Here is a 20618-nt window from a genome sequence, read left to right on the forward strand (position 1 = left end):
TCACCACCGGCCCTGATGGCGCGATGTGGTACACCGAACTGCAGGCGAACCGGATCGCCCGCCGCGACCTGAGCGGCGAGGTGACGACCTTCCCGGTCGAAGGCATGCCCTCCATGATCACATCCGGCTCGGACGCGGCCCTGTGGTTCACCCTGAACCAGGGCAACGCCATCGGCCGGATCACCACCGCGGGCACGCTGAGCGTCCACCGGCTGCCCACCGAAGCCGCCATGCCCGTTGGCATTACGGCTGGCCCGGACGGTGCCCTCTGGTTCGTGGAGATCGCCGCGGGCCAGATCGGCCGCATCACCACCGATGGCAAGATCAACGAATACCCGCTTCCGGACCGCGCCGCTCGCCCGCACGCCATCACCACCGGACCCGATGGCGCCCTGTGGTTTACGGAATGGGCGGCCAACCGCCTCGGGCGAATCACCACGACCGGTGAGATCACCGAATACGAACTCCCCGGTGCTGAGCCGCACGGACTTACCGTGGGTCCCGATGGCGCCATCTGGGTGGCAATGGAATCCGGCGCATTGGTGCGAGTGCCGACCCCTGGAGTCTGCCTGCCGCGGTTCACCGTCGGGGCGGCAAGGGATTCCGTGTGTGCCGGCCGCCGCGTCGGAGAAGTCCGTACGGGACAACAGGACTCACCGCAGCCCTCACGGCGTCGTCAGCGCATGTACCACCGCGGTTCCGAAGCTGATGTCGTCCGAGGTCGAGAGGCGAGTGTAGGTGCCTCCGGTGTGCTGGGCGGCGGTTTGCAGGGTTTCGGTGCCATTGCCGTTGATGACGATCACATCGATACGGACCGGGTGGGCGGGGTCGGTGGCGGCGGTCAGGTCGGTGAGCAGCTTGGCTCCGGTAAGGGTGGAGTCGTCGTCGGGGCCATCGGTGATCAGCAGGATCGAATTGGTGCGTCCGGCGGTATATCCCTGGACTGCGGCGCGGTAGGCGGCCAGTAGTGCCGGGTAGGCCTGGTCCGGGCGAGAATCGGCGGGCTGCACCGTATCCAGCGCCGTATCGAGTGTGGTGCGCTGCTCGTTGCTCAAGGCCGCGGTGGGAGTTTGGATCTTGTACGGCTTGGTCCCGTCCAGATTCTTGCCGAAGGTCCAGACGCCGAGTCCGAAGTCCGGTGGCATCACATTCACCGTGGAGCGTAGGGCGCCGAGGACATTCGAGAGCCGGGTAGTGGATCCATCGGTAGTGCCCATCGAGGACGAGACATCGAGCAGTACCGTGGCCTGCACTCCCAGCACAGGATTGGCGAGCGTGGCACGCACCTTGTCCAGTGCGGTCCGTGACGGCGCGGGTGTGGCGGCCGCCGGGGCCGCGGCGAATCCCGCGGCGGTGAAGGCCGCGGACTGTTGGGGCGCACGCAGGTAGTCGGCGAATATCGACGCGATCAGATTCTGCGTCTTGTCCACCCAGGCTCCCGACATCAGCGCGGCCGGATGATCGGCGACCGGTGCGGTTCCCGCGGGCCGGAATGTGGAAGTGCCACCGAGCGCCTTCAATTGCTGTTCAGTAGCGGCAACCGCATGGACGGTCGAATTCGCACCACCGAGACCGGCCAGCGCGGCCGCGGTATCGGCCGCCTGCGGAGCCTTGGCGGCGAGCCCGGATATCGCGGCGACGACCTGACCGGACTGTGCGGCCCCGTCACTGAGCGGATCGGTACCCGACACCGCCGAGCCGACCGCGGCCGCCGCGGCGAGGGTCGCGTCACCGGAGGGCAGTGCCATCCGCAGTCCACCCCAGCCCGACAGCCCGAGATCGTCGAGCGAACCCTGTTGCAGCCGGGGCAGATCCGCCCAAGTGATCTTGGCCTGTTCGAGTGCGTGCTGTAGCTCATCGGGTACCGCGAGCACGAGGGGACTCAGCGCGACGGGTGCCGGAGTGCCCTCGATGAGGCCGGGCACGCGCATGGATTCGATGGAGCGCATCGAATCGGCGATCCACAGTCCGGGCTGCGGTCCGAGCGCGCCGTTCCACGGCTTGCCGGCGGTGAATCCGGCGACGATCGCGGCGGACGGTTGAGGGGTAACCACCACCTTCGCGCAGTGATCGCGCACCTTCGGATCGGTCGCATTGTACCGGTCGGCGGCGGCGCGCACCGGGTCGGCGAGTTCCGGATCGACGGTGACGAACAGCGTCGAGGGACCTTCCTTGCACTCGGCCGCGGCCGACTTGTCGCGATTCGCCGCGCGATCGCTGAGTTGTAAGAACGCGAAGACCGCCGCGACCAGCAGCAGAACGGCGATCACTGCGATAACCGGACCTTTGCTGACGCCCCGGGACCTGGTTCCGCTGCGATGTGTGCCCACGGGCATCAGTGTATGGTCACGCGTGATTTGCCGTGCCGGTGCTCCCGGTGATGGGTGCATCGGCACGGCGAGACGGGCCGTCGGGACCGATTGCGGGTCGGTCGAGCGAATCGGCCCGATTAGGGCCGGATCATCCGTCCGCGATCGAACTCGTGTCCGCCCCAAACACCGGACTGTCCGGTGTGCGCGGCGAATTCACCGCAGGCATCCCGGATCGGGCAGCCAGCGCAAACCTCACGCGCGTACGCGAAGTCCTGCGACGGGTAGGGGAACCACGCCTCGTGATTCGGGTCGCCGCGGCAGGCCGCCCGATGCCACTCCCGGGAATCCGAGAGCGGGAGCAGGTCGGTCAGATCGACAACTGCGTTGATCTCCAATTCGACGGTCATTTCGAGCCTTCTCCTTTCTCTCTCGGCTCAGGTGGCGGCCAGCTGCTTCCAGATCCGCTGCTGTCGCTTGGCCATATCGTTGGGCGCCTTCGGCTCCCATAGCAGCCGCATGCCCGCCTCCGCCGGCGTGCGGTCGGCCTTGGTCGAATTGCACGGCGCGCAGGCGGCGATGAGGTTGTTCCAGGTGTTCGGACCACCGCGGCTGCGTGGCCGGATGTGGTCGACGGTGCGTGCCCAGGACGCGCAGTAGCCGCAGCGGTGGTTGTCGCGGCGCAGCACACCGGCCAATGTCGCGGGGCTGCCGTCGTGTACCCGTGTCACGTGGTCGAGGTAGACATACCGCAGCAAGCGGATCGTCTCCGGCAGCGCGAGCTCGAGGTGCTCGGCCCGAATCGGGAAGTGCGGATCCCGGTCCGCGATCGACTCCGCGGCGCCGTCGATGAGCAGCACCACGGCCCGTTCGGCGTTGATCTCGGTGAGCGCCTCGTAGCTGGCATTGAGCACCAGTACTCGGGTGTGTATCCAGTTGTCGACAGTCAACACCACCGGATCGGTGGCACGGTGGAACGTCATGGGAATCACCATGTTTCGGGGGGAGCGAGCGAATCGGGAGGAGGCGGCGGTCGGTCAGTTACCGGCCGGGAGGCGGCGGGTTACCCGCTCTACGCGCGCGTCATGTCGACGCTGGCTCGGTACGACAATGGTCACGGCCGCCTCCTCCTTTCCGAAGCTCTTCGATCACCCGCGGTATCGGGTGATCATCATCGAAATCCATGGTGGCACAGCATGCCCACCGCTGGCGACGGGTTTTTCAGGCCAGGCCGACCAGCCACTGCCGCAGCCATGTGGTGGCGGTCACGCCATCGGAGTCCACGACGTAGGCGGGGTAGCTCTGGTGCACGAACGAGTTATAGAACCGCTCGAATTCCTGTTTGCGCTCGTTCATTTCCGGATCGGCAAGTTGGTTCTGGATCAGCGGGACCACCCCGGCCGCCGTCAGGTCGTCGATGATCACATCCGCCTCCTGCTGATAGCGCCACAGCTGCGCCGGATCGGGATCGGAGGCCTGGGCCAGGAATCCGGCGAAGCGGGTGGCGAAATCGGTGGGTGGTGCGGCGCAGTACAGGTCGCCGACGGCGCAGATGGTCCTGGTCTTCGGGGTGAGCAGGCCGAAGCCGCCGATGCGCGGACCGCCCGCACCGGAGCCGTCCACCGGCGGACCGATGAGTGCGTCGGTGGGGGAGCGGCGCGGATCGGAGATGAGGCCGACCGCGACGATGCGCTCGGGCTGGATGGGGCTCGAGCCGGTGCCGATTTCGGCGGCGAGATCGCCCGCCGCGTCGGCGCCCTGGCTGTAGCCGATCAGCGCGATCTTCGTCGCACCGCATTGCTGGATCATCGTGGTGACCAGGCCGCGGGCATTATCGATGGCCTGTCGCTTCGAGCGCCCGTAAACATCGGTCTCCCACGGGAATGCGGTCGCCGCATAGGTCACATAGTCGGTGCGGGTGTTGCGCGGCAGGCTATCGGTGACGCTCGCGAGCATGCCCTCGCCGGGATTGGTGTCGGAGGTCTCCCAGGTGCCGGGTATCGCCACGACGTAGAGGTCGGGACATCCTGGCGCGGCTGTGGCCGCACCCGCACTGCCGACCGTGGCCGCCGCACCCACCATGACGGTGCCCGCCACTGCTCCGATCATCTTGCGCATGAACATGGTCCACACCTCGGGGTTGCTGGTTACGAAGCGGCCGATGGGCCGTACGCGACTGCTGCTGTCGCGTCGGAGACAACCGTACGGTCTGACCAGGGGTTAATGCGGGAACGACCCAAGGTAAGGCTGGATAATTTTCGCCGAATGCGGCAATGCCGACTGTTATCTCGGTGTGGCGGCGGCGGCTTTCGCAGCCGGTGTGGACCGGGAGATGAAGGAGCCGCGGGCGAGGGTGCGCGGCTCCTTCATCGTGGACCGGGCAGCATCGGTCGCCTGGTCCACGATTGTGGGTTCGACAGACACCAATGGCTTCCCCTCCCACGCATCATCGTGTGAGGATCCATTGAACCCTCTCGACGGGCGTTCGTCCCGCGTTCGGGAATTCCGGCCGAGCGGGTCGGGTCAACCGATCGGTGTATTGCCCAGCAGTACGCGCCCGGTGAACCGGGTCTGCCTGGCCCGCGGCAGCGGATGGAACAGACAGTCGTGGATGTCGCTGTACCACATCTCCAGCGCGCAGGTGCGCGAAAATCCGGCGCCGCCAACGGTTTCGATGGCCAAGCGGACCGTGTCGACGAGTGCGTCGGCGGCGACGGTCTTGCGGCTGAGGGTGCGCGCGGTGTGCGCGTCGGTATTCTCGAACCGCAGATCGTCTGAATCGGTGAACATGGCGGCGGGACCTTCAGGACCGTTGGTAGATGTAGTAGCGGTAGATGCCGTCTTCGCGATCGGCCCACAGCGGGCCTGCGCCGTCGGCGGCGACTTCCCACGCCAACGCCAGACCGGCGTCGTGTTCGGCGGCCGTCTTCGCTTCGTCCAATGTTGTTCGGGTGGTGAGGGTCTCGTCTTCGGTGCCGCAGAACTCGCAGCTGTGTACCTTTCGTACCTCGTAGACGTGCACTCGATCACCTCCGGATAATTCAGGGTAAGCCGCCCGGCTCGATCGGATTGCGGTACCTCTCGCGTGCTGGTTGCGGGGCGTGGCGATAACGCGCGGCGGCAGTGGGCGATAAACAGCTCGACAAGCTCGTCCGGCCGGGGGGTCGTGCGTGTCGATCGGAGATATCCATCGGGGCACCGCACCGAATACTGTTGCGGCGCTGCCTCGGCCGACAGCGCAAGGAAGTGCTTCATGTCGAAACGGACAGCATCGAAACTGACACGGCGGTGCATCCCGCTGTTCACCTGCGGCGTGCTCGCACTCGTCGGATGCGCGAACGAGTCCGCAGGCGATCACGCACCGATGTCGGCAGCGAACCAGCCCACGAGCAGCGGAACGACAATCGGCCAGCCGCCGACGGGCCAGTCGTCGACCGGCGGCTCGACTGCAACTCGACCTACGACCGGTGGGCCCTCGAGTGGGGAGCCGACGAGCGGCCAACAGATCGCCCCGCCCTGCGTCGACGGCCAGGTTCTCCTGGGCGCGGATCCGATGTCGCCGGGGCTCGGTCACCGTGGCGTCCGCTTGCACTTCTGGGTCCCCACCGCCAGCGGCCCGTGCACGCTCACCGGATACCCCGGCGTCGATACCGGAGCGGGCGGGCCGCTGGCGCACGCGACCCGAACCCCGCGTGGCTATCTGGGCGGCCTCCCGAGCGGTGCCGACACCCCGCCCACCATCGTGCTCGATCGCGATCACAATGCGGAAGCGGTCGTCGAGGGTGTCGCGTTCGACGCCGCGGGGAACCCGTGCCCGACCTACACCGATCTGCAGGTCACCCCGCCGAACACCACCGCTACGGTTCGGCTGGTGACCACGATCGACACCTGCGAACTGCAGGTCCACCCGGTCACTGAGCCGACAGCCTGAGTGGACTACAGGTTCCCGACGATGTGCTCCAGGCGGCGGGCGACGAGTTCGCGTGCCTGTTCGCGCAGCGCTGGGCGGTAGCCGCTGGGATACACCGGGTCGCCCGGGGTGTAGTCCTTCAGGACTTCCTTGGCGAGGGTGATCTTGTGCACCTCGGTCGGGCCGTCGGCAATGGCCATGACCTCGGCGTAGTTCATCATGTCGACGAAGGGCAGGTCCTGGCTGACGCCGATCGCGCCGTGTAGATGCAGTGCGCGCTGGGCGATATCGTGCATGACCTTCGGCATGGCGACCTTGATGGCGGCAATGTCCTTGCGCACCTTCAGATAATCCTGCTCCTTATCGATGCGCCAAGCGGTGCGCAATACGAGCAGGCGGAACTGTTCCATCTCGATCCAGCTGTCCGCGATGCGTTCCTGGGTCATCTGCAGTCCCGCGAGCGGTCCCTTGCGCATGGGCCGCGAGACGGCACGTTCGGCCATCATGTCGAAGGCCTTGCGTACCAATGCGACTGTGCGCATGGCGTGGTGTACGCGACCGCCACCGAGACGGGTCTGCGCCACGATGAAGCCCATACCTTCCTGGCCGAGCAGATGGTCGGCGGGCACCCGGACATCGGTGAAGCGCAGGTGACCCTCGTGCTCGCTGAAGCCGTGTACGTGGAAGTTCTTGACGATCTCCAGGCCGGGGGTGTCGGCGGGCACGATGAACATCGACATGCCCTGATACGGGCTGACATCCGGATTCGTGACCACCATGACGATGTGGAAGCTGGCGAACTGCGCGTTCGAGTTGAACCACTTCTCGCCATTGATGACCCAGGAGTCGCCATCGCGCACCGCTCGGGTCTTGAACAGCGTCGGATCCGAGCCGCCGGTCGGTTCGGTCATCACGTAACAGGAGCCGATCTCACCGGCCAGCAATGGCTCCAGGTACTTGGCCTTCTGCTCCGGCGTACCGTAATGTGCGAGGATCTCCGCATTACCGGAATCCGGTGCCTGGCAACCGAATACCGACGGCGCCCAGACCGACGTGCCGAGCACCTCGTTGAGCAGTGCGAGTTTCAGCTGCCCATATCCGGGGCCGCCGAGTTCGGGTCCCAAATGGCAGGCCCACAGCCCCTGCTCCTTCACCTTCTCCTTCAGCGGCCGCATCAGCGCCATCGCCTCGGTATTGGTGCGGTCATAGGGATTCGGGTAGAGCAGGTCGAGCGGCTCCACCTCGGTGCGGACGAACTCCGCCGCCCAGTCGAGTTTGCGCTGATATTCCGGATCGGTTTCGAAATCCCAAGCCATGGTCAGCCTTTCGTCGTCGTGGTCACGATGCCGTCGAGAACGGTGGATGCGAGGATGTCGGCGATCTCGCTGGGGGAGTGGCCGCCGTGCGGGCGATACCAGAAGGTCACCATATTGAGCATGCCGAGCACGCTATTGGTGACCACGTGGTCGTTCGTCCGCAGCACGCCCATTGCGTGGCCCGCATCGATGACGCGCTGCCAGCACTCCTGCACCCCGTCGCGCATCTCCTGCAACTCCTCGCCGCGGTCGCCGGTCAGCGCGGTCACATCGCGCAATTGGATGGCGACCTCGCGGCGGTGCTCGATGATCAAGCCGACGTGACTGTGGATCAGCTTGCGCAGCTTGCTGATCGGTTCGTCGGTGCCGCGGGCGATCCGCTGCGCGTCGGTGAGCATCAGGTGGATGTAATCACGCAGGATCTGCCAGAGGAGTTCTTCCTTGGATCCGATGTGGTAGTACAGCGCGCCTCGCTGCACCCCGGCCCGGTCTCCGATTTCGGCAACGCCAGTGCCGTGGAAACCCTTCTCCGCGAAAAGTTCCACCGCGGCCGCCACGATGCGTCCTCGGGTTGCTTCGGCTGTGGTCTCCGCGGCGGGTGGACGGCCGCGGCGTCGGGGCGAAACCATCTCGGGCCCACCCGTCCCCCGACCATCGCCCATCATCGAATCGCTGCGCGATGCCGGCCCGCCCGTCTCCCGGCTGCCACCCCCCATCGAATCGCTGCGCGATGCCGGCCCACCCGTCTCCCGGCCGCCACCCCCCATCGAATCGCTGCGCGATGCCGTCATTTTTGGGGATCCAGGACGACTTTGGACACCCCGTCGGCCCGATCGGCGAACATGCGGTAGGCGTGTGCTCCCTCCGACATCGGGAACCGGTGTGTGACAACGGCTTCGGGCCGCATCCGGCCAGCGGCGGTGAGCCGCAGCAGCGCGGGCAACTCGTATTGGATCGAGCACAGTCCGATATGGAATTCGAGTTCCTTGACCTGTGCCAGCTGCATATGGAAAGGGAAGGCGCGGTTATGGCTGACGCCGACCACGCTGACTCGCCCCCGATGTCCGACCGCGCTGATGGCCAGCTTGATGGTCTCATCCGCACCGACCGCCTCGATCGCGACATCCGCACCGCCGCTCAGCAATTCGCGAATCACGGTCTTGGGCTCATCGGATTCGACCACCTCCGCACCCAATTCGACGGCGCGCTTGCGGCGCTCGGCGACCAGATCCACCCCGAGCACCCGCGACGCACCCATGGCGAACGCCGACTGCACGGCCATCAGCCCGACCGGTCCGAGCCCGATCACCACCACCGTCTCACCGGGTGCGATGCGGGCGCGGCGCGCGCCGTACCAGGCGGTCGGCGCATTGTCGGTGAGCACGATCGCGGCCTCGTCGCTGACCGTATCGGGCAGGCGCACCAGATTTCCCTCGGCGTGCGGGACCGCGAGATATTCGGCCTGTGCACCCGCCAGGGATCCACCGAGGCCGTAGCAGGCGTCGACCGGCAGCGGATGCCGTTCGCAGGCCGCCACGATGCCGGCCTTGCACTTCGCACAGCGATTGCAGCCGACCGAGGCGGATACCAGTACCCGGTCACCGAGTGCGAATCCCTGGACATCCGAACCCAATTCGACGATTTCCCCGACCGCCTCGTGCCCGACGCTGTACCCGGTGCCATTGGTGAACCCGTGCCCGGCGTAGATGTGCAGATCGCTGCCGCAGATCCCGGCCGCGGCTACTCGGACGATCGCTGCGTCCCGGCCGGGTAGCACCGGATCGGGTACGTCGGTGTAGGAGATCTGTTGCGGGCCAGCGTAAGTCAGTGCCTTCATCGCCATCCTCCGTCCAGGGCCAGGGTGGCGCCGGTGCAATAGGCCGAGGCGTCCGTCGCGAAGAACAGTGCTGCGCCGACGATCTCCTCCGGCTGTCCGACCCGCCTCAGCGCCACATGCCGGGTCAGCTCCGCCCGCAACTCATCGGGCCACGCCTTGGAGATATCCGTGGCGAACGGACCGCACTGGATCGTATTGACCCGCACCGTCGGCCCGAAGCTCTGCGCGAGACCGCCGGTGAGATTGGACAATCCGGCCTTGGCGGCCGCATAGGGGACCGCGAGCGGTTCCGGTCGCACCGCCTCGAGCGAGGAGATATTAATGATCGAGCCGCCACCGGCGGCGGCCATCCGAGTGCCGATCGAGGTCGACAGCCGGAACGGGCCCTTGAGATTGACCGCGATCACCTTGTCGAACATTGCCTCGCTCACCTGGTCCAGGCTCGGATACAGCAGCGACATCCCGGCATTGTTGACCAGCACATCGACCCGGCCGAATTCTGCGTACGCGGCCTCGGTCAGTGCGTCGCACTGGGCCCACTCGCTGACATTGCATGCCACCGGCAGCGCGCGCCGCCCGTATGTGTTCTTCACCTCATCGGCGAGTTCGACGCAGCCGTCGAGTTTGCGGCTGGCGATCACCACATCCGCTCCGGCCGCGGCGAAGGCGCGCACCATCTCCCGGCCGAGGCCCCGGCTGCCGCCGGTGACCAGCACGACCTTGTTCGCTAACGGCTGTTCCGGCAATGCCACGTTGCACTCCATTGATCCGATGCGGAGAAATGTTCCAGTCAGTACATTAATTGGACCGACCGATACAATCAAGGGGTCCGGGCGATCCCCATACGACACCCATCGCGACTCGCTGACGAACCGGCATCCAAGGTTCGGCGCGGCGGCAGACAACGGAGCCGCACGGCGATCGACCCGACGCACCGTCACATCACTACCGACGGGTAACATTGGTTGCGATTTTTCCCACCCGGCTTTCTCAAAAGTGAGGCAGTAGATGACAGAGCGGATTCAGGTCGGCGGGCTCCAGGTGGCCAGCGTTCTCCACGAGTTCATCGAGAACGAGGCGCTCCCCGGAACCGGCGTAGATTCCGCCGCGTTCTGGGCCGGAGCCGAGCAGGTCATCAATGACCTCGCCCCGCGCAACCGCGCCCTGCTGGCCGAACGCGACGAGATCCAGGGCAAGCTCGATGCCTGGCACGCCGAACACCCCGGCGCGAACTACGACAAGGCCGCCTACAAGAGCTTCCTGGGCGATATCGGCTATCTGCGCGCGGCACCGGCCGACTTCAAGATCGCCACCCAGAACGTGGACGCCGAAATCGCCACCACCGCGGGCCCGCAGCTGGTGGTGCCGGTGATGAACGCCCGCTTTGCGATCAATGCCGCGAATGCGCGCTGGGGCTCGCTCTACGACGCGCTCTACGGCACCGACGCCATCTCCGAGGCCGATGGCGGCGAGAAGGGCACCGGCTACAACCCGGTCCGTGGCGGTCGCGTGATCGAATTCGCGCGCAAGTTCCTCGATACTGCAGCCCCGCTGGCCAATGGCTCGCATCTGGCCTCGACGCACTACGCGATCGATGGCGGCAAGCTGGCCGTCACGCTGAGCAACGACGAGGTCACCACCCTGGCCGCCGACGGTGCGGAATTGGTCGGCTACCTGGGCGATCCGGCCTCGCCGACCTCGATCCTGTTGCAGCACAACGGTTTGCACGTCGACATCCAGATCGACCCCGCCTCGCCGATCGGCAAGACCGATCCGGCGGGTGTCAAGGATGTGGTGCTGGAGTCCGCGGTCACCACGATCATGGACTTCGAGGATTCGGTCGCGGCGGTGGACGCCGAGGACAAGGTGCTCTGCTACCACAACTGGCTCGGCCTGATGAAGGGTGAGCTGGCGGAGAAGGTCACCAAGGGCGATAAGACCTTCACCCGCACCATGAACCCGGACCGCGTCTACACCGCGATCGGCGGCGGTGAACTGGTGCTGCACGGCCGTTCGCTGCTGTTCGTGCGCAATGTCGGTCATCTGATGACCTCCGACGCGATCATCGACGCCGAGGGCAATGAGGTGCCCGAGGGCATCATGGACGGCCTGATCACCTCGCTGATCGCCAAGCACAGCCTGCTGGGCGATACGCAGTTGAAGAACAGCCGCACCGGTTCGGTCTACATTGTGAAGCCAAAGATGCACGGCCCCGACGAGGTTGCCTTCACCAACGAGCTGTTCGGCCGGATCGAGGATGTGCTCGGGCTGCCCCGCAACACCCTCAAGGTCGGCATCATGGACGAGGAGCGCCGCACCACGGTCAACCTCGCGGCCTGCATCCGGGCCGCGTCCGAGCGCGTGGTGTTCATCAACACCGGCTTCCTGGACCGCACCGGCGATGAGATCCACACCTCCATGGAGGCCGGGCCGATGGTCCGCAAGGCCGAGATGAAGACCCAGCAGTGGATCCTGTCCTACGAGGATTGGAATGTCGATACGGGTCTGGCCACCGGCCTGCCCGGCAAGGCGCAGATCGGTAAGGGCATGTGGGCCATGCCGGACCTGATGCACGACATGCTCGAGCAGAAGATCGGCCACCCGCGCGCTGGCGCCAATACCGCGTGGGTGCCCTCGCCGACCGCGGCCACCCTGCACGCGACGCACTACCACCAGGTCGACGTGTTCGAGCGGCAGCAGGAGATCGCCGCCGTTGGCCGCCGCGCCACCGTCGACCAGATCCTGGAGATCCCGCTCGCGGCGAATCCGAACTGGACCGCCGAGGAGAAGCAGCAGGAGTTGGACAATAACTCCCAGGGCATTCTCGGCTACGTGGTGCGCTGGATCGACCAGGGCGTCGGCTGCTCCAAGGTGCCCGATATCCGCGATATCGGTCTCATGGAAGACCGCGCGACCCTGCGTATTTCGAGCCAGCTGATGGCGAACTGGCTGCGCCACGGTGTGGTTTCCGCCGATGAGGTGGTGGCCAGCATGGAGCGGATGGCGCCGGTGGTCGACAAGCAGAATGCGGGCGACCCGAACTACCGGCCGATGGCGCCGGACTTCGCCAGCAGCATTGCGTTCCAGGCCGCGAAGGAGCTGGTGCTCGAAGGCACCAAGCAGCCCAACGGCTACACCGAGCCGATCCTGCACCGGCGTCGACGCGAGGCCAAGGCGCTGGCTTGCGTGTAAGTCGCTGCGCGTCCGAATAACTCGTGAATCCCCTGCTCCGGTTCTCGCCGGGCAGGGGATTCCTTTACCACATGGACGGCCCCCGGTGAGGCGGCCGACCGGTTTCGGCTCAGATAACGGTCCGTTACCCTTGGCGCTGCATGGATAGTCGGACGTGAGGAAGTTTTATGGGAAGCGTTGTCCTTGATGTGGTCGCCCTGCTCGTCAATCGTGTAGCGCAGTTCTGGAACTGGATGGCCACCGGTTCGGCCGGTTTCCCGCCGCTGTAATCGGCGAACCGAACATCTTGTGCGATCAACCCCCGGTCATGGCTCCATAGCGGATGCCGCGGCCGGGGGTTTTCCCTTTGCCCGGCGATAACCTCTGCGCCGCCGCGCCGATTCCCTTCGGGAATGCGGACCGCCGACGTATCTTCTTGACATGAGCAGCGGCGGCCCCGGACGGATACCGCTCTGGTTCGAGCTCTGGATGGGCGTCATCACCACCGTTATCGCGCTACTCTGCGTGGCGCTGTGCTGGGAGATCGCCGCGCAGGGCAGCTTCCCGACCAAAGTGCTGCTGTGGGTGGGGCTTTCGGTCGTCGGCGGGGTCGCCGTGTGCTTCGGGATCCTGGGCCTGATCCGCTACCACGCCATCCTCGTCAGCCTGGCCGCCCCGATCCTCATCGCCACCCTCGCCGCCCTTGTCTGGTACGAGGTCCCCGAATCCGCAGGTTGGCGCCTGTCTCGCCCCATCCTCGAGGACCAGGCCGCCGCCTGCGCCAACCCCGGCCACCGCACCCGCCTCGGCATCTACGCCGTCACCTATATCACCCGCCGCGACGGTGGCTGCCTGTTCTACATCGCTGGCGGATCGACGAATTCCGAGGGCCTCGCCTACTTCCCGGACACCGCCCCCAGTATCGGCCCACCCGGACCGGGTGCGATCGGCTACGAACCCTTCCACGGTCCGTGGTACCGCTTCGTCGAAAACACCTGACAGTTACCTGTGTCGGTTCAGGATTTCGGTGCGATCCAGAGGGCTTCGGCCAGGGCGCAGGGGTCGCCGGAGGGGGTGGCGAGGGCGATGCCGACGGTGTGTTTGCGGCCCTGATGGGCGATGGGCCAGGCGTAGGAGATGTAAGGGGAGTCGGGGTAGATGGGGTGGAGTTGGGTTGCGGTGAGGGCGGCGGTTACTCCGCCCATGCGCATGCCCTGTTTGCGGATGGCGGCCCAGCCGCCGGGGCAGTCGAGGGCGGACCAGACGACTTCCGGTGGGAGCTGGCCGGATTCGTCGGCGAGTCCGGCGTCGGGGGTCCAGGCGGCGATAATGAGGTCGTGCTCCGGTGTGTCCCAGGTGAGTAGGCGCAGGCCGCGGCCGGGTGCGCAGGCGGCGCCGCAGCCGTAGCAGTCGGTGATGCGGCGCGAGACCATGGCCGCGTCGGTGACCGCCTTGGCCTCGGCCCAGGTCGGCGCGGGCGGGGGATCGATGGTGAGCACCGCTGGTGTGGATTCGGCGAGCAGTGTGCCGTCGGCGTCGGTCAGCGCGTGGCCACCGGATCTGGTGGGTCGCAATGACATCGGGGCCTCGAGCGGGACCTTGGCGCGGAAGTCGACGCGCACCTCGGCGCCCTCGGAGCGCCCGGCGAGCAGACCCGCCACATATCCGCCGAAGGCAACGTCGGGATACCCGTGCACGTGTTCGGGGACGGTGACTGCCTCGGTCCGGATCACGTGTCGCTCGACCCTTCCTGTGCTGTCGATCTAGATCGACCATACCTCCGGGTCCGGACCCGGAGGAATACGCCCGCTCTGAGATAGCGCCGCGCAGCCGACCCCCATCGGGCAGGGGTCGGCTCGAGCGTCAGTGATCTCGGCTATTGCAGTGGTCGTCCGCCGAGTTGGGTGAGCAACACACTCATGACGCCCACCTCCTGGCTCTGGCTCTGGAACATCGACCGCGCCGCCTCCTTGACCGGGCCGGAGATCAGTAGCTGATCCGCGGCGCGGGCCATGGCGAGTCCGCCCTGATGGTGGCGGAACATCAATTGCAGGAACAGGATTTCCGCATCGTGGCCGCGGGCGGCGGCGAGCACGTCGAGTTCGGCGGTGCTCGCCATGCCGGGCATCGCATCCCCGGTCGGCTGATCGGCAATAGCGGTCGAATGATGGTGCGATGCAGCCGCCTGGGCGTGCATCCAGGCCATCGGGTGTGGCGATAGCGGTGACGCGTCGGCCAACCGCAGCCACCCCAGCATCGTGCCGATCTCGATGCGCTGTGCGTCCGAGAGCTGCTGTGCCAGACGCAGTACCGCCGGCTCGACGCCGCGATCCAAGCGCTGCACCATGATCAGCGCCTGCTGATGATGTGCCGTCATATCCTGCGCGAATCCGATCTCCACCGCATTGAGAACCGGTGCGGCCGGGTGGGCTTCGGGTAGCACCAGCGGCCGCAGCGCCGCACCGATCACCACCAGGGCGAAGGCGAGTGCGGCGAACGCGGCGGCGCGGATCCACCGGGACACGGTCACGACCCGACGGTCGATCGCTGATCCGCGGGTGCGGTGTATACGTCGTTCTCGAGCTGCAGCACCATGAATCCGTTATCGGAGCAAGCGACATACAACTGGTCGCCGCGCCATTCCGGAGGCGAGAAGCACCAGTCGGTGGAGACATCTCCGAAGGCGAGGTTGCCGGTGCGCGAAGTGAGTGCATCCGACGGATCGAACTGCCCCTCGAGCACCGCGCGTGCGGCCGGAAGTGCGCTCATGAACGGCACGCCGATGATCGAGGCGAGGGCGTGCGGAGAGTTCCAGAGGCTCAGGTTCTGCCCGGTGCGGGCGGGCGGGTTGAAGTAGGCGATCTCGCGGATGCTGTGCGGATCGCGGATATCGAAAACCCTGATGCCGGAGGAGATCCAGCCGCAGGCGAGCGCGGTGGGATCGTCCGGGCGGTCCGCGGCACAGTAGTGCGATTCGTAAGCGAACGCCGAACCACCCATGGAGCTGCCGATATTGCTGTCGATATGCTGCAGCAGATTGATCTCCAGCTTGATCTTCCCGGCTACCTTCGGGGTGGTGTCATCGGAGATATCGATGAGTTTCACACCGCCGGAACCACCTTCGTCGACGGTGTAGAGGTACGGCTTGCCGCCATAGGTCACCGGCACACTGTGCTGGGTGGCCCATCCGTCGGTCCAGAAGGTACGGCCGATATGGGTGACCTGCGGGTTGGGGTCGCGGCGCTGGACCGAACTGATATCGAGCACCGTGAATCCGCCCAGTGCGGACAGATACATCCGATTGCCGTCGGGGCTGATTCCGAAGCCGTGTGCCTCGATACCGGTCAGGCCCTGCCAGATGACGTGCGGATTCGCCGGATCGGTGAGATCGACAGCGCTGACGAAGCCGGGCGCGATACCCGAGGCCCAGTAGGTGCGGCCATCGGGGGACCAGCCGCCCTCGTGCGTGGTAATCGGTAGCGGCATAGCCAGATTCGAGCCGAAACCCGGATTGAGCAGCTTCGGATACGCGCAATCGGAGATGTCGTAGACCGACAGGTAGCCGACGCCTTCGCCGATCGGCACACCGGTACCGACCAGCAGTTTGCGCTCGACATTGACCTTGAGGCTTTCCCAGGTGCCCGCCAGCATCGCGGGTTCGGTCAGGGTGACCGTCGGCCGTGGATGCGCCGGATCGGAGACATCCAGTACCTGGACGCCACGGCCCGCGCTGATCAGATCGCCGGGGAAGAATGACCCCATATACGCGCAGTGGTCGAAGCTGGTCGAGGTGATGCCAGCCCCGCGCCCGGCGTAGTTGCCGACCATCGACATATTGCAGGCATAGCCCTGGGTGCTGCGCCGACTGTCACGGTCGGCGGCCGGAACATCGCCCTGCAGCCCGGTTTCCGGCATCGATCCCGGTCCGCAGTCCGCCCGCGGCACCGAGGCGCGGCCGATATCGAGAAATTCCTGGACCGCGGTGGCGATATCGGACTGTAGATCGGCCGACGCGCTGCTCGGCAGCATTATCGCGGTGACGACCGCCGTGGCGAGCAGCGCCAATGGCCTGGTACGGCGCAGTGTCAGCTTCGGGTGCATCGTTGCATCCCAACTTTCCTCATCATGGGCACAGACCGCGCCGACTCAGACGGAATATGACTGACTGAATGGTAGTAACAGGCGATAACTTGATGCGGAAGTTTGGCGGAAATCGCAGGTAGGCAGCGTATTTCAGGGTAGTGCTCAGCCGGCGGTGAGTGCGGCAGTGTCGTACGCCAGCAGGGCTGTGCAGACGTCGAGGAGGGACTGTCTGAGTCTCGTTGATCGCTCCGCCAGTGCCGACTGCGCCCGGACGTATTCGGCGCGGCCGGACGGGGTTTCGATGCGGACCGGTTCGTAACCGTATGCGGTGAGGTCGTACGGACTGGCGCGCATATCGAGCTCGCGCGCGGCGCAGGCGAACTCGAAGTAGTCGAGGAGCAGATCGGAGGACAGGAGCGGGGTGAGTTTGAAACCCCATTTGTAGAGGTCCATATTGGCGTGCAGGCAGCCGGGCTGTTCGCGGGCGACCTGGTCGGCACGGGTGAGGGGCTCCGCATTGCGGCCGACGGCGTCCGGGGTGAAGAAGCGGAAGGCGTCGAAGTGGGTGCAGCGCAATGACATTGATTCGACGACCGCATCGGTGCCGGTACCGCCGAGGCGGAGCGGGACCTGTTGGTGGCGGACCTCGTCGGTCTTGTACACCATGGCCCATTCGTGCAGTCCGAAGCAGGACAGCTGGGCGGGTCGAGATGCCGTGGCGCGCAACAGGTCCGCGATGAACGCGATGGTGTCACGGCGTCGCGCCAGGTACGCGGGGTCCGCGGTGTACGCGGATGCCCCGAGCGTCCACTCGACCACGGACCCTTCCACGACTACGCGTGCCTCGGGTACCTCGATGCAGTGATATCCGCGGCCACCGTCGTATTCTCGTGCCCCGGCCAATGCGACGCCGAATCCCGGGTGCCACCGCCGCAGCTGCGCGGGCTTGTGTCCGTAGTAGGTGAACAGGAAGTCGATCACCGGGTGTGATGAACCCGCCACGCGGCGTTCGAGATACGGCCCGACGAGTTCGTCCAGTCGAGCCCGGTGCACGGCCGCCCTGGCCCGCCACTCGGACTCGGCCAGCACGATCATTCGATCACCCGGTGCGTCCCGTCACGCACAGTGCCGACGAACTCTTCCACCAGATCCTCCAGCGCCACAATGCCGACCGTATTGCCGCGATTGTCGACGACTCGGCCCAGATGCGAATTGGTGCGGCGCAACCGAGCCAGTGCCTCGTACAGCGGGGTGCCGGAGCCAACGGTCGGCAACGGGCGGATATCGGTGCGTGGGATAGGCGTATTCGGCCCGGCGCTCTCATCGGCGACCTTGTCGAGCACATCCTTGACATGCAGATAGCCGACCAGCGAACCGTCGCTCGCGCGCACCGGGTACCGGGAGAAGCCGGTTTCCGCGACGGCGGTTTCGATATCGCCGAGCTCGGTGCCATTGCCGCGCAATGGCACCGAGCGGGTCGTGGCCAGCGGCACCATCACATCGCCGACGACGCGATCGGAGGTGCCGAGCGCCTGGGTGAGGCGTCGGTGCTCCTCCTCGTCCAGCAGTCCCTCCGAACGGGATTCACCGATCATTTCGGCGAGCTCCACACTGGAGACCGTGGCATCCAGTTCATCCTTGGGTTCGACCCGCAGCATGCGCAACGACAGGTTCGCGGCCAGGTTGTAGAGCGCGATCACCGGACGCGCCAACCGCAACCACTGCAGATGCACCGGAACCAGCAGCAGCGCACTGCGTTCCGGTCCGGCCAGCGCGATATTCTTCGGAATCATCTCGCCGAACAGGATGTGCAGGATCACCACGATCGTCAGGGCGACGGCGAATGCGATCGGATGCAACAGCTGTTCGGGCAGGCCGACCAGACCGAACGGCCCCTCCAGCAGATGCGCCACCGCGGGTTCGCCGATTCGGCCGAGCAGGATCGAGCAGATGGTGATGCCGAGTTGCGCGGCGGCCAGCATCATCGACAGGTTCTCACCCGCCCGGATCACCGTGTCGGCCTGGCGCTTACCCTGTGCGGCCAGCGCCTCGAGACGGTCGCGGCGGGCCGAGATCAGCGCGAATTCGGCGGCGACGAAGAAGGCGTTGCACGCCAGCAGCACCACCGTGAGCAGGACACCGAGGAGATCACCCATGGCTGTTCTCCTTGGCATTGTGCACGGTGGCGTTGTGCGTGGCGGCATCGTGTGCGGCAGCGTTGTGCGTGGCGGCATCGTGTGCGGTGGCATTGTGTGCGGCGGCATTGTGTGCGGTGAGCGCCGCGGCAGCCACCGGGACCAGCCGGATCCGGTCGATGCGCCGCCCGTCCATCCGCTCGACCTTGGCGATCCAGCCGCCCTCCTCGTCGTCCAGATGGCGGTGCGAGGAACGCGGATTCGGGAGGATCACCTCATCACCGGTGACCGGGATGCGGCCGAGCCGGGTGAGCACCAGACCGCCGAGCGTTTCGTACTCGCCCTCCGGGGCGTCGTACCCGGTGGCGCGGGAGACCTCATCGATACGCAGCAGACCCGAACAGTCCCAGCCGTCGGCGACCCGGCGGACATCGCGTTCTTCCTCGTCGTGTTCGTCGCGGACATCGCCGAGGATCTCCTCGATGAGGTCCTCCATGGTGACGATGCCCGCGGTGCCGCCGTATTCGTCGACCACCAGGGCGACCTGCATGCCATGGGCACGCACGCGTTCGAGTACCTCGTCACCGTCGAGGCTGGCGGGCACGATCGGCACCGGGCGCGCGAGCTGATACAGCGGGATGGTCTTGCGGACATTCGCCGGATGGGTGAAGGCCTGCTTGATGTGCACGACGCCGAGCGTGTTGTCCAGATCGCCGTCGATGACCGGGAAGCGGGAGTAGCCGGTGCGGCTGGCAGCCGCGATGAGGTCGCCGATGGTATCGGACCTGTCCAGGGATTCGATCTTGACCCGGGGTGTCATCAGTTCTTCGGCGCTGCGCTCGCCGAATTGCAGCGAGCGGTCCACCAGCTGCGCCGTGCGGTGGTCGAGGGCGCCGCGCAGCGCGGAGGTGCGCACCAGCGAGCCGAGTTCCTGCGGGGAGCGCGCCGAGCGCAATTCCTCGGCAGGTTCCACGCCCAAGCGGCGGACCACCCAGTTAGCCGTGCCGTTGAGGAAGCGGATCATCCACTTGAACACCACCGAGAAGGCGATCATCGGCCCCGCGGTGGCCCGCGCGGTGCCGAGCGGCTTGGAGATCGCGATGTTCTTCGGGACGAGTTCGCCATAGATCATCGACAGCGAGGTGGCCAGCACGAGTGCCACTGTGAGTGAGATGCCCTGCGCCGCACCCGTGCCCAGGCCGAGCCCGATCAATAGCGGCGATAGCAGCCGGGCCAGCACCGGTTCGGCGATATAGCCGGTGATCAGAGTGGTGATGGTGATACCGAGCTGGGCGCCGGAGAGTTGGAACGACAGGGTGGTGTGGGCCTGCCGGACCATGCGCGAGCGGGCGTCGCCGACGGTGCGCACATGCGATTCGACGGTGCTGCGTTCCAGCGCGGTGAGGGAGAATTCGGCGGCGACGAACAGTGCCGTGCCAAGGGTGAGGGCGATGAACCCGACCAGGCTGAGCACGGTGAGCACGACGGACATCGTCAGCACCACCTGCGAGAAACACGACGATGAGCTGAATCGGATCGGGCTGCTGGGGGAAGGAGAGCGCCGGGTTTGTCACCCGGCTCGGTAGAGGAGCCCTCCTGTGCGGCGCCCTCGGACGCGGGTGACAACTTGTTCCTCTCGGCAAATGGGGTTTGTCGTGCCGGAAACCGGCAACCCCTATGCTACCGGCCCACGCGCGTGCCCGCGTGGGCCGGTGGCTCTGTCCAATTGCCGCGCCTACGGCGCGGCGTGTTCGCGGCCCCCTGGTGTCTCGGGGGACGTACGTGGAAAAAAGGCGCATAATAGGAATGCAGTAGAAAACAAAGAGCCGAAAAACCCCGCCAAAAGGGACACGTAAG

19 protein-coding genes are annotated in these 20618 nt (G+C 66.2%); 3 read left to right on the plus strand and 16 right to left on the minus strand.

Features of this window, described 5'->3' with window-relative positions:
• Positions 1–665: 665 nt before the first annotated feature.
• From ABZW16_RS16195 to ABZW16_RS16220, 6 genes are all read right to left on the minus strand, one after another.
• Entirely contained in the window at positions 666–2330 is a 1665-nt protein-coding gene (locus tag ABZW16_RS16195; RefSeq protein WP_354956498.1) for a VWA domain-containing protein, read from the minus strand.
• A gap of 119 nt (positions 2331–2449) precedes the next feature.
• Positions 2450–2719: a WhiB family transcriptional regulator gene (locus ABZW16_RS16200; protein ID WP_354956500.1), complete on the minus strand. Its 270-nt coding sequence runs from the start codon at positions 2717–2719 to the stop codon at positions 2450–2452.
• A 27-nt stretch (positions 2720–2746) separates the two neighbouring features.
• Complete coding sequence (locus ABZW16_RS16205) at positions 2747–3292, minus strand: HNH endonuclease (RefSeq protein ID WP_354956502.1); 546 nt, start codon at positions 3290–3292, stop codon at positions 2747–2749.
• A gap of 238 nt (positions 3293–3530) precedes the next feature.
• On the minus strand, positions 3531–4427 hold the full coding sequence (locus ABZW16_RS16210) for a cutinase family protein (protein ID WP_354956536.1): 897 nt from the start codon (positions 4425–4427) through the stop codon (positions 3531–3533).
• A gap of 405 nt (positions 4428–4832) precedes the next feature.
• Positions 4833–5099 (minus strand): hypothetical protein, encoded by a 267-nt coding sequence (locus tag ABZW16_RS16215; RefSeq protein WP_354956504.1) that lies wholly within the window; start codon positions 5097–5099, stop codon positions 4833–4835.
• A gap of 13 nt (positions 5100–5112) precedes the next feature.
• Positions 5113–5331 (minus strand): hypothetical protein, encoded by a 219-nt coding sequence (locus ABZW16_RS16220; RefSeq protein ID WP_354956506.1) that lies wholly within the window; start codon positions 5329–5331, stop codon positions 5113–5115.
• A gap of 531 nt (positions 5332–5862) precedes the next feature.
• Between ABZW16_RS16220 and ABZW16_RS16225 the strand changes: the two genes are divergently transcribed.
• Positions 5863–6240 (plus strand): DUF4232 domain-containing protein, encoded by a 378-nt coding sequence (locus tag ABZW16_RS16225; protein WP_354956508.1) that lies wholly within the window; start codon positions 5863–5865, stop codon positions 6238–6240.
• A gap of 5 nt (positions 6241–6245) precedes the next feature.
• Here the strand turns inward: ABZW16_RS16225 and ABZW16_RS16230 are convergent, their stop codons facing one another.
• From ABZW16_RS16230 to ABZW16_RS16245, 4 genes are all read right to left on the minus strand, one after another.
• Positions 6246–7535 carry an acyl-CoA dehydrogenase family protein gene (locus ABZW16_RS16230; RefSeq protein ID WP_354956510.1) on the minus strand — a complete coding sequence of 430 codons (1290 nt, stop codon included), beginning with the start codon at positions 7533–7535 and terminating at the stop codon, positions 6246–6248.
• Positions 7536–7537: 2 nt separating this feature from the next.
• A complete protein-coding gene (locus ABZW16_RS16235) occupies positions 7538–8164 on the minus strand; it encodes a TetR/AcrR family transcriptional regulator (protein WP_354956512.1) in 627 nt (208 codons plus the stop codon).
• A 158-nt stretch (positions 8165–8322) separates the two neighbouring features.
• Positions 8323–9372, minus strand: a complete 1050-nt coding sequence (locus ABZW16_RS16240; protein ID WP_354956514.1) for an alcohol dehydrogenase catalytic domain-containing protein — start codon at positions 9370–9372, stop codon at positions 8323–8325.
• On the minus strand, positions 9369–10118 hold the full coding sequence (locus ABZW16_RS16245) for a glucose 1-dehydrogenase (protein ID WP_354956537.1): 750 nt from the start codon (positions 10116–10118) through the stop codon (positions 9369–9371). Before ABZW16_RS16245 ends, ABZW16_RS16240 begins: the two co-directional genes overlap by 4 nt.
• Positions 10119–10380: 262 nt before the next feature.
• On the opposite strand from ABZW16_RS16245, the gene ABZW16_RS16250 reads away from it, so the two are divergent.
• Both ABZW16_RS16250 and ABZW16_RS16255 read left to right on the plus strand, forming a co-directional pair.
• Positions 10381–12564: a malate synthase G gene (locus ABZW16_RS16250; RefSeq protein WP_354956516.1), complete on the plus strand. Its 2184-nt coding sequence runs from the start codon at positions 10381–10383 to the stop codon at positions 12562–12564.
• 420 nt (positions 12565–12984) lie between these two features.
• Positions 12985–13542 (plus strand): hypothetical protein, encoded by a 558-nt coding sequence (locus tag ABZW16_RS16255; protein ID WP_354956518.1) that lies wholly within the window; start codon positions 12985–12987, stop codon positions 13540–13542.
• Positions 13543–13559: 17 nt separating this feature from the next.
• On the opposite strand, the gene ABZW16_RS16260 is transcribed toward ABZW16_RS16255, so the two are convergent.
• The 6 genes from ABZW16_RS16260 to ABZW16_RS16285 form a co-directional block, all read right to left on the minus strand.
• Positions 13560–14276 (minus strand): hypothetical protein, encoded by a 717-nt coding sequence (locus ABZW16_RS16260; RefSeq protein WP_354956520.1) that lies wholly within the window; start codon positions 14274–14276, stop codon positions 13560–13562.
• Between the two features lie 143 nt (positions 14277–14419).
• Positions 14420–15073, minus strand: a complete 654-nt coding sequence (locus ABZW16_RS16265; protein ID WP_354956522.1) for a DUF305 domain-containing protein — start codon at positions 15071–15073, stop codon at positions 14420–14422.
• Positions 15070–16644 carry a hypothetical protein gene (locus tag ABZW16_RS16270; RefSeq protein ID WP_354956524.1) on the minus strand — a complete coding sequence of 525 codons (1575 nt, stop codon included), beginning with the start codon at positions 16642–16644 and terminating at the stop codon, positions 15070–15072. Before ABZW16_RS16270 ends, ABZW16_RS16265 begins: the two co-directional genes overlap by 4 nt.
• Before the next feature lie 144 nt (positions 16645–16788).
• Positions 16789–17721 (minus strand): 3-methyladenine DNA glycosylase, encoded by a 933-nt coding sequence (locus ABZW16_RS16275; protein ID WP_354956526.1) that lies wholly within the window; start codon positions 17719–17721, stop codon positions 16789–16791.
• Positions 17718–18782, minus strand: a complete 1065-nt coding sequence (locus ABZW16_RS16280; protein WP_354956528.1) for a hemolysin family protein — start codon at positions 18780–18782, stop codon at positions 17718–17720. Before ABZW16_RS16280 ends, ABZW16_RS16275 begins: the two co-directional genes overlap by 4 nt.
• Positions 18775–20253, minus strand: coding sequence for a hemolysin family protein (locus ABZW16_RS16285; protein ID WP_354956529.1), 1479 nt, complete (start codon positions 20251–20253; stop codon positions 18775–18777). The genes ABZW16_RS16280 and ABZW16_RS16285 overlap by 8 nt, the downstream gene beginning before the upstream one ends.
• Positions 20254–20618: the final 365 nt, after the last annotated feature.

The sequence above is a fragment of the Nocardia sp. NPDC004604 genome (genome assembly GCF_040609795.1).
Taxonomy (GTDB): domain Bacteria; phylum Actinomycetota; class Actinomycetes; order Mycobacteriales; family Mycobacteriaceae; genus Nocardia.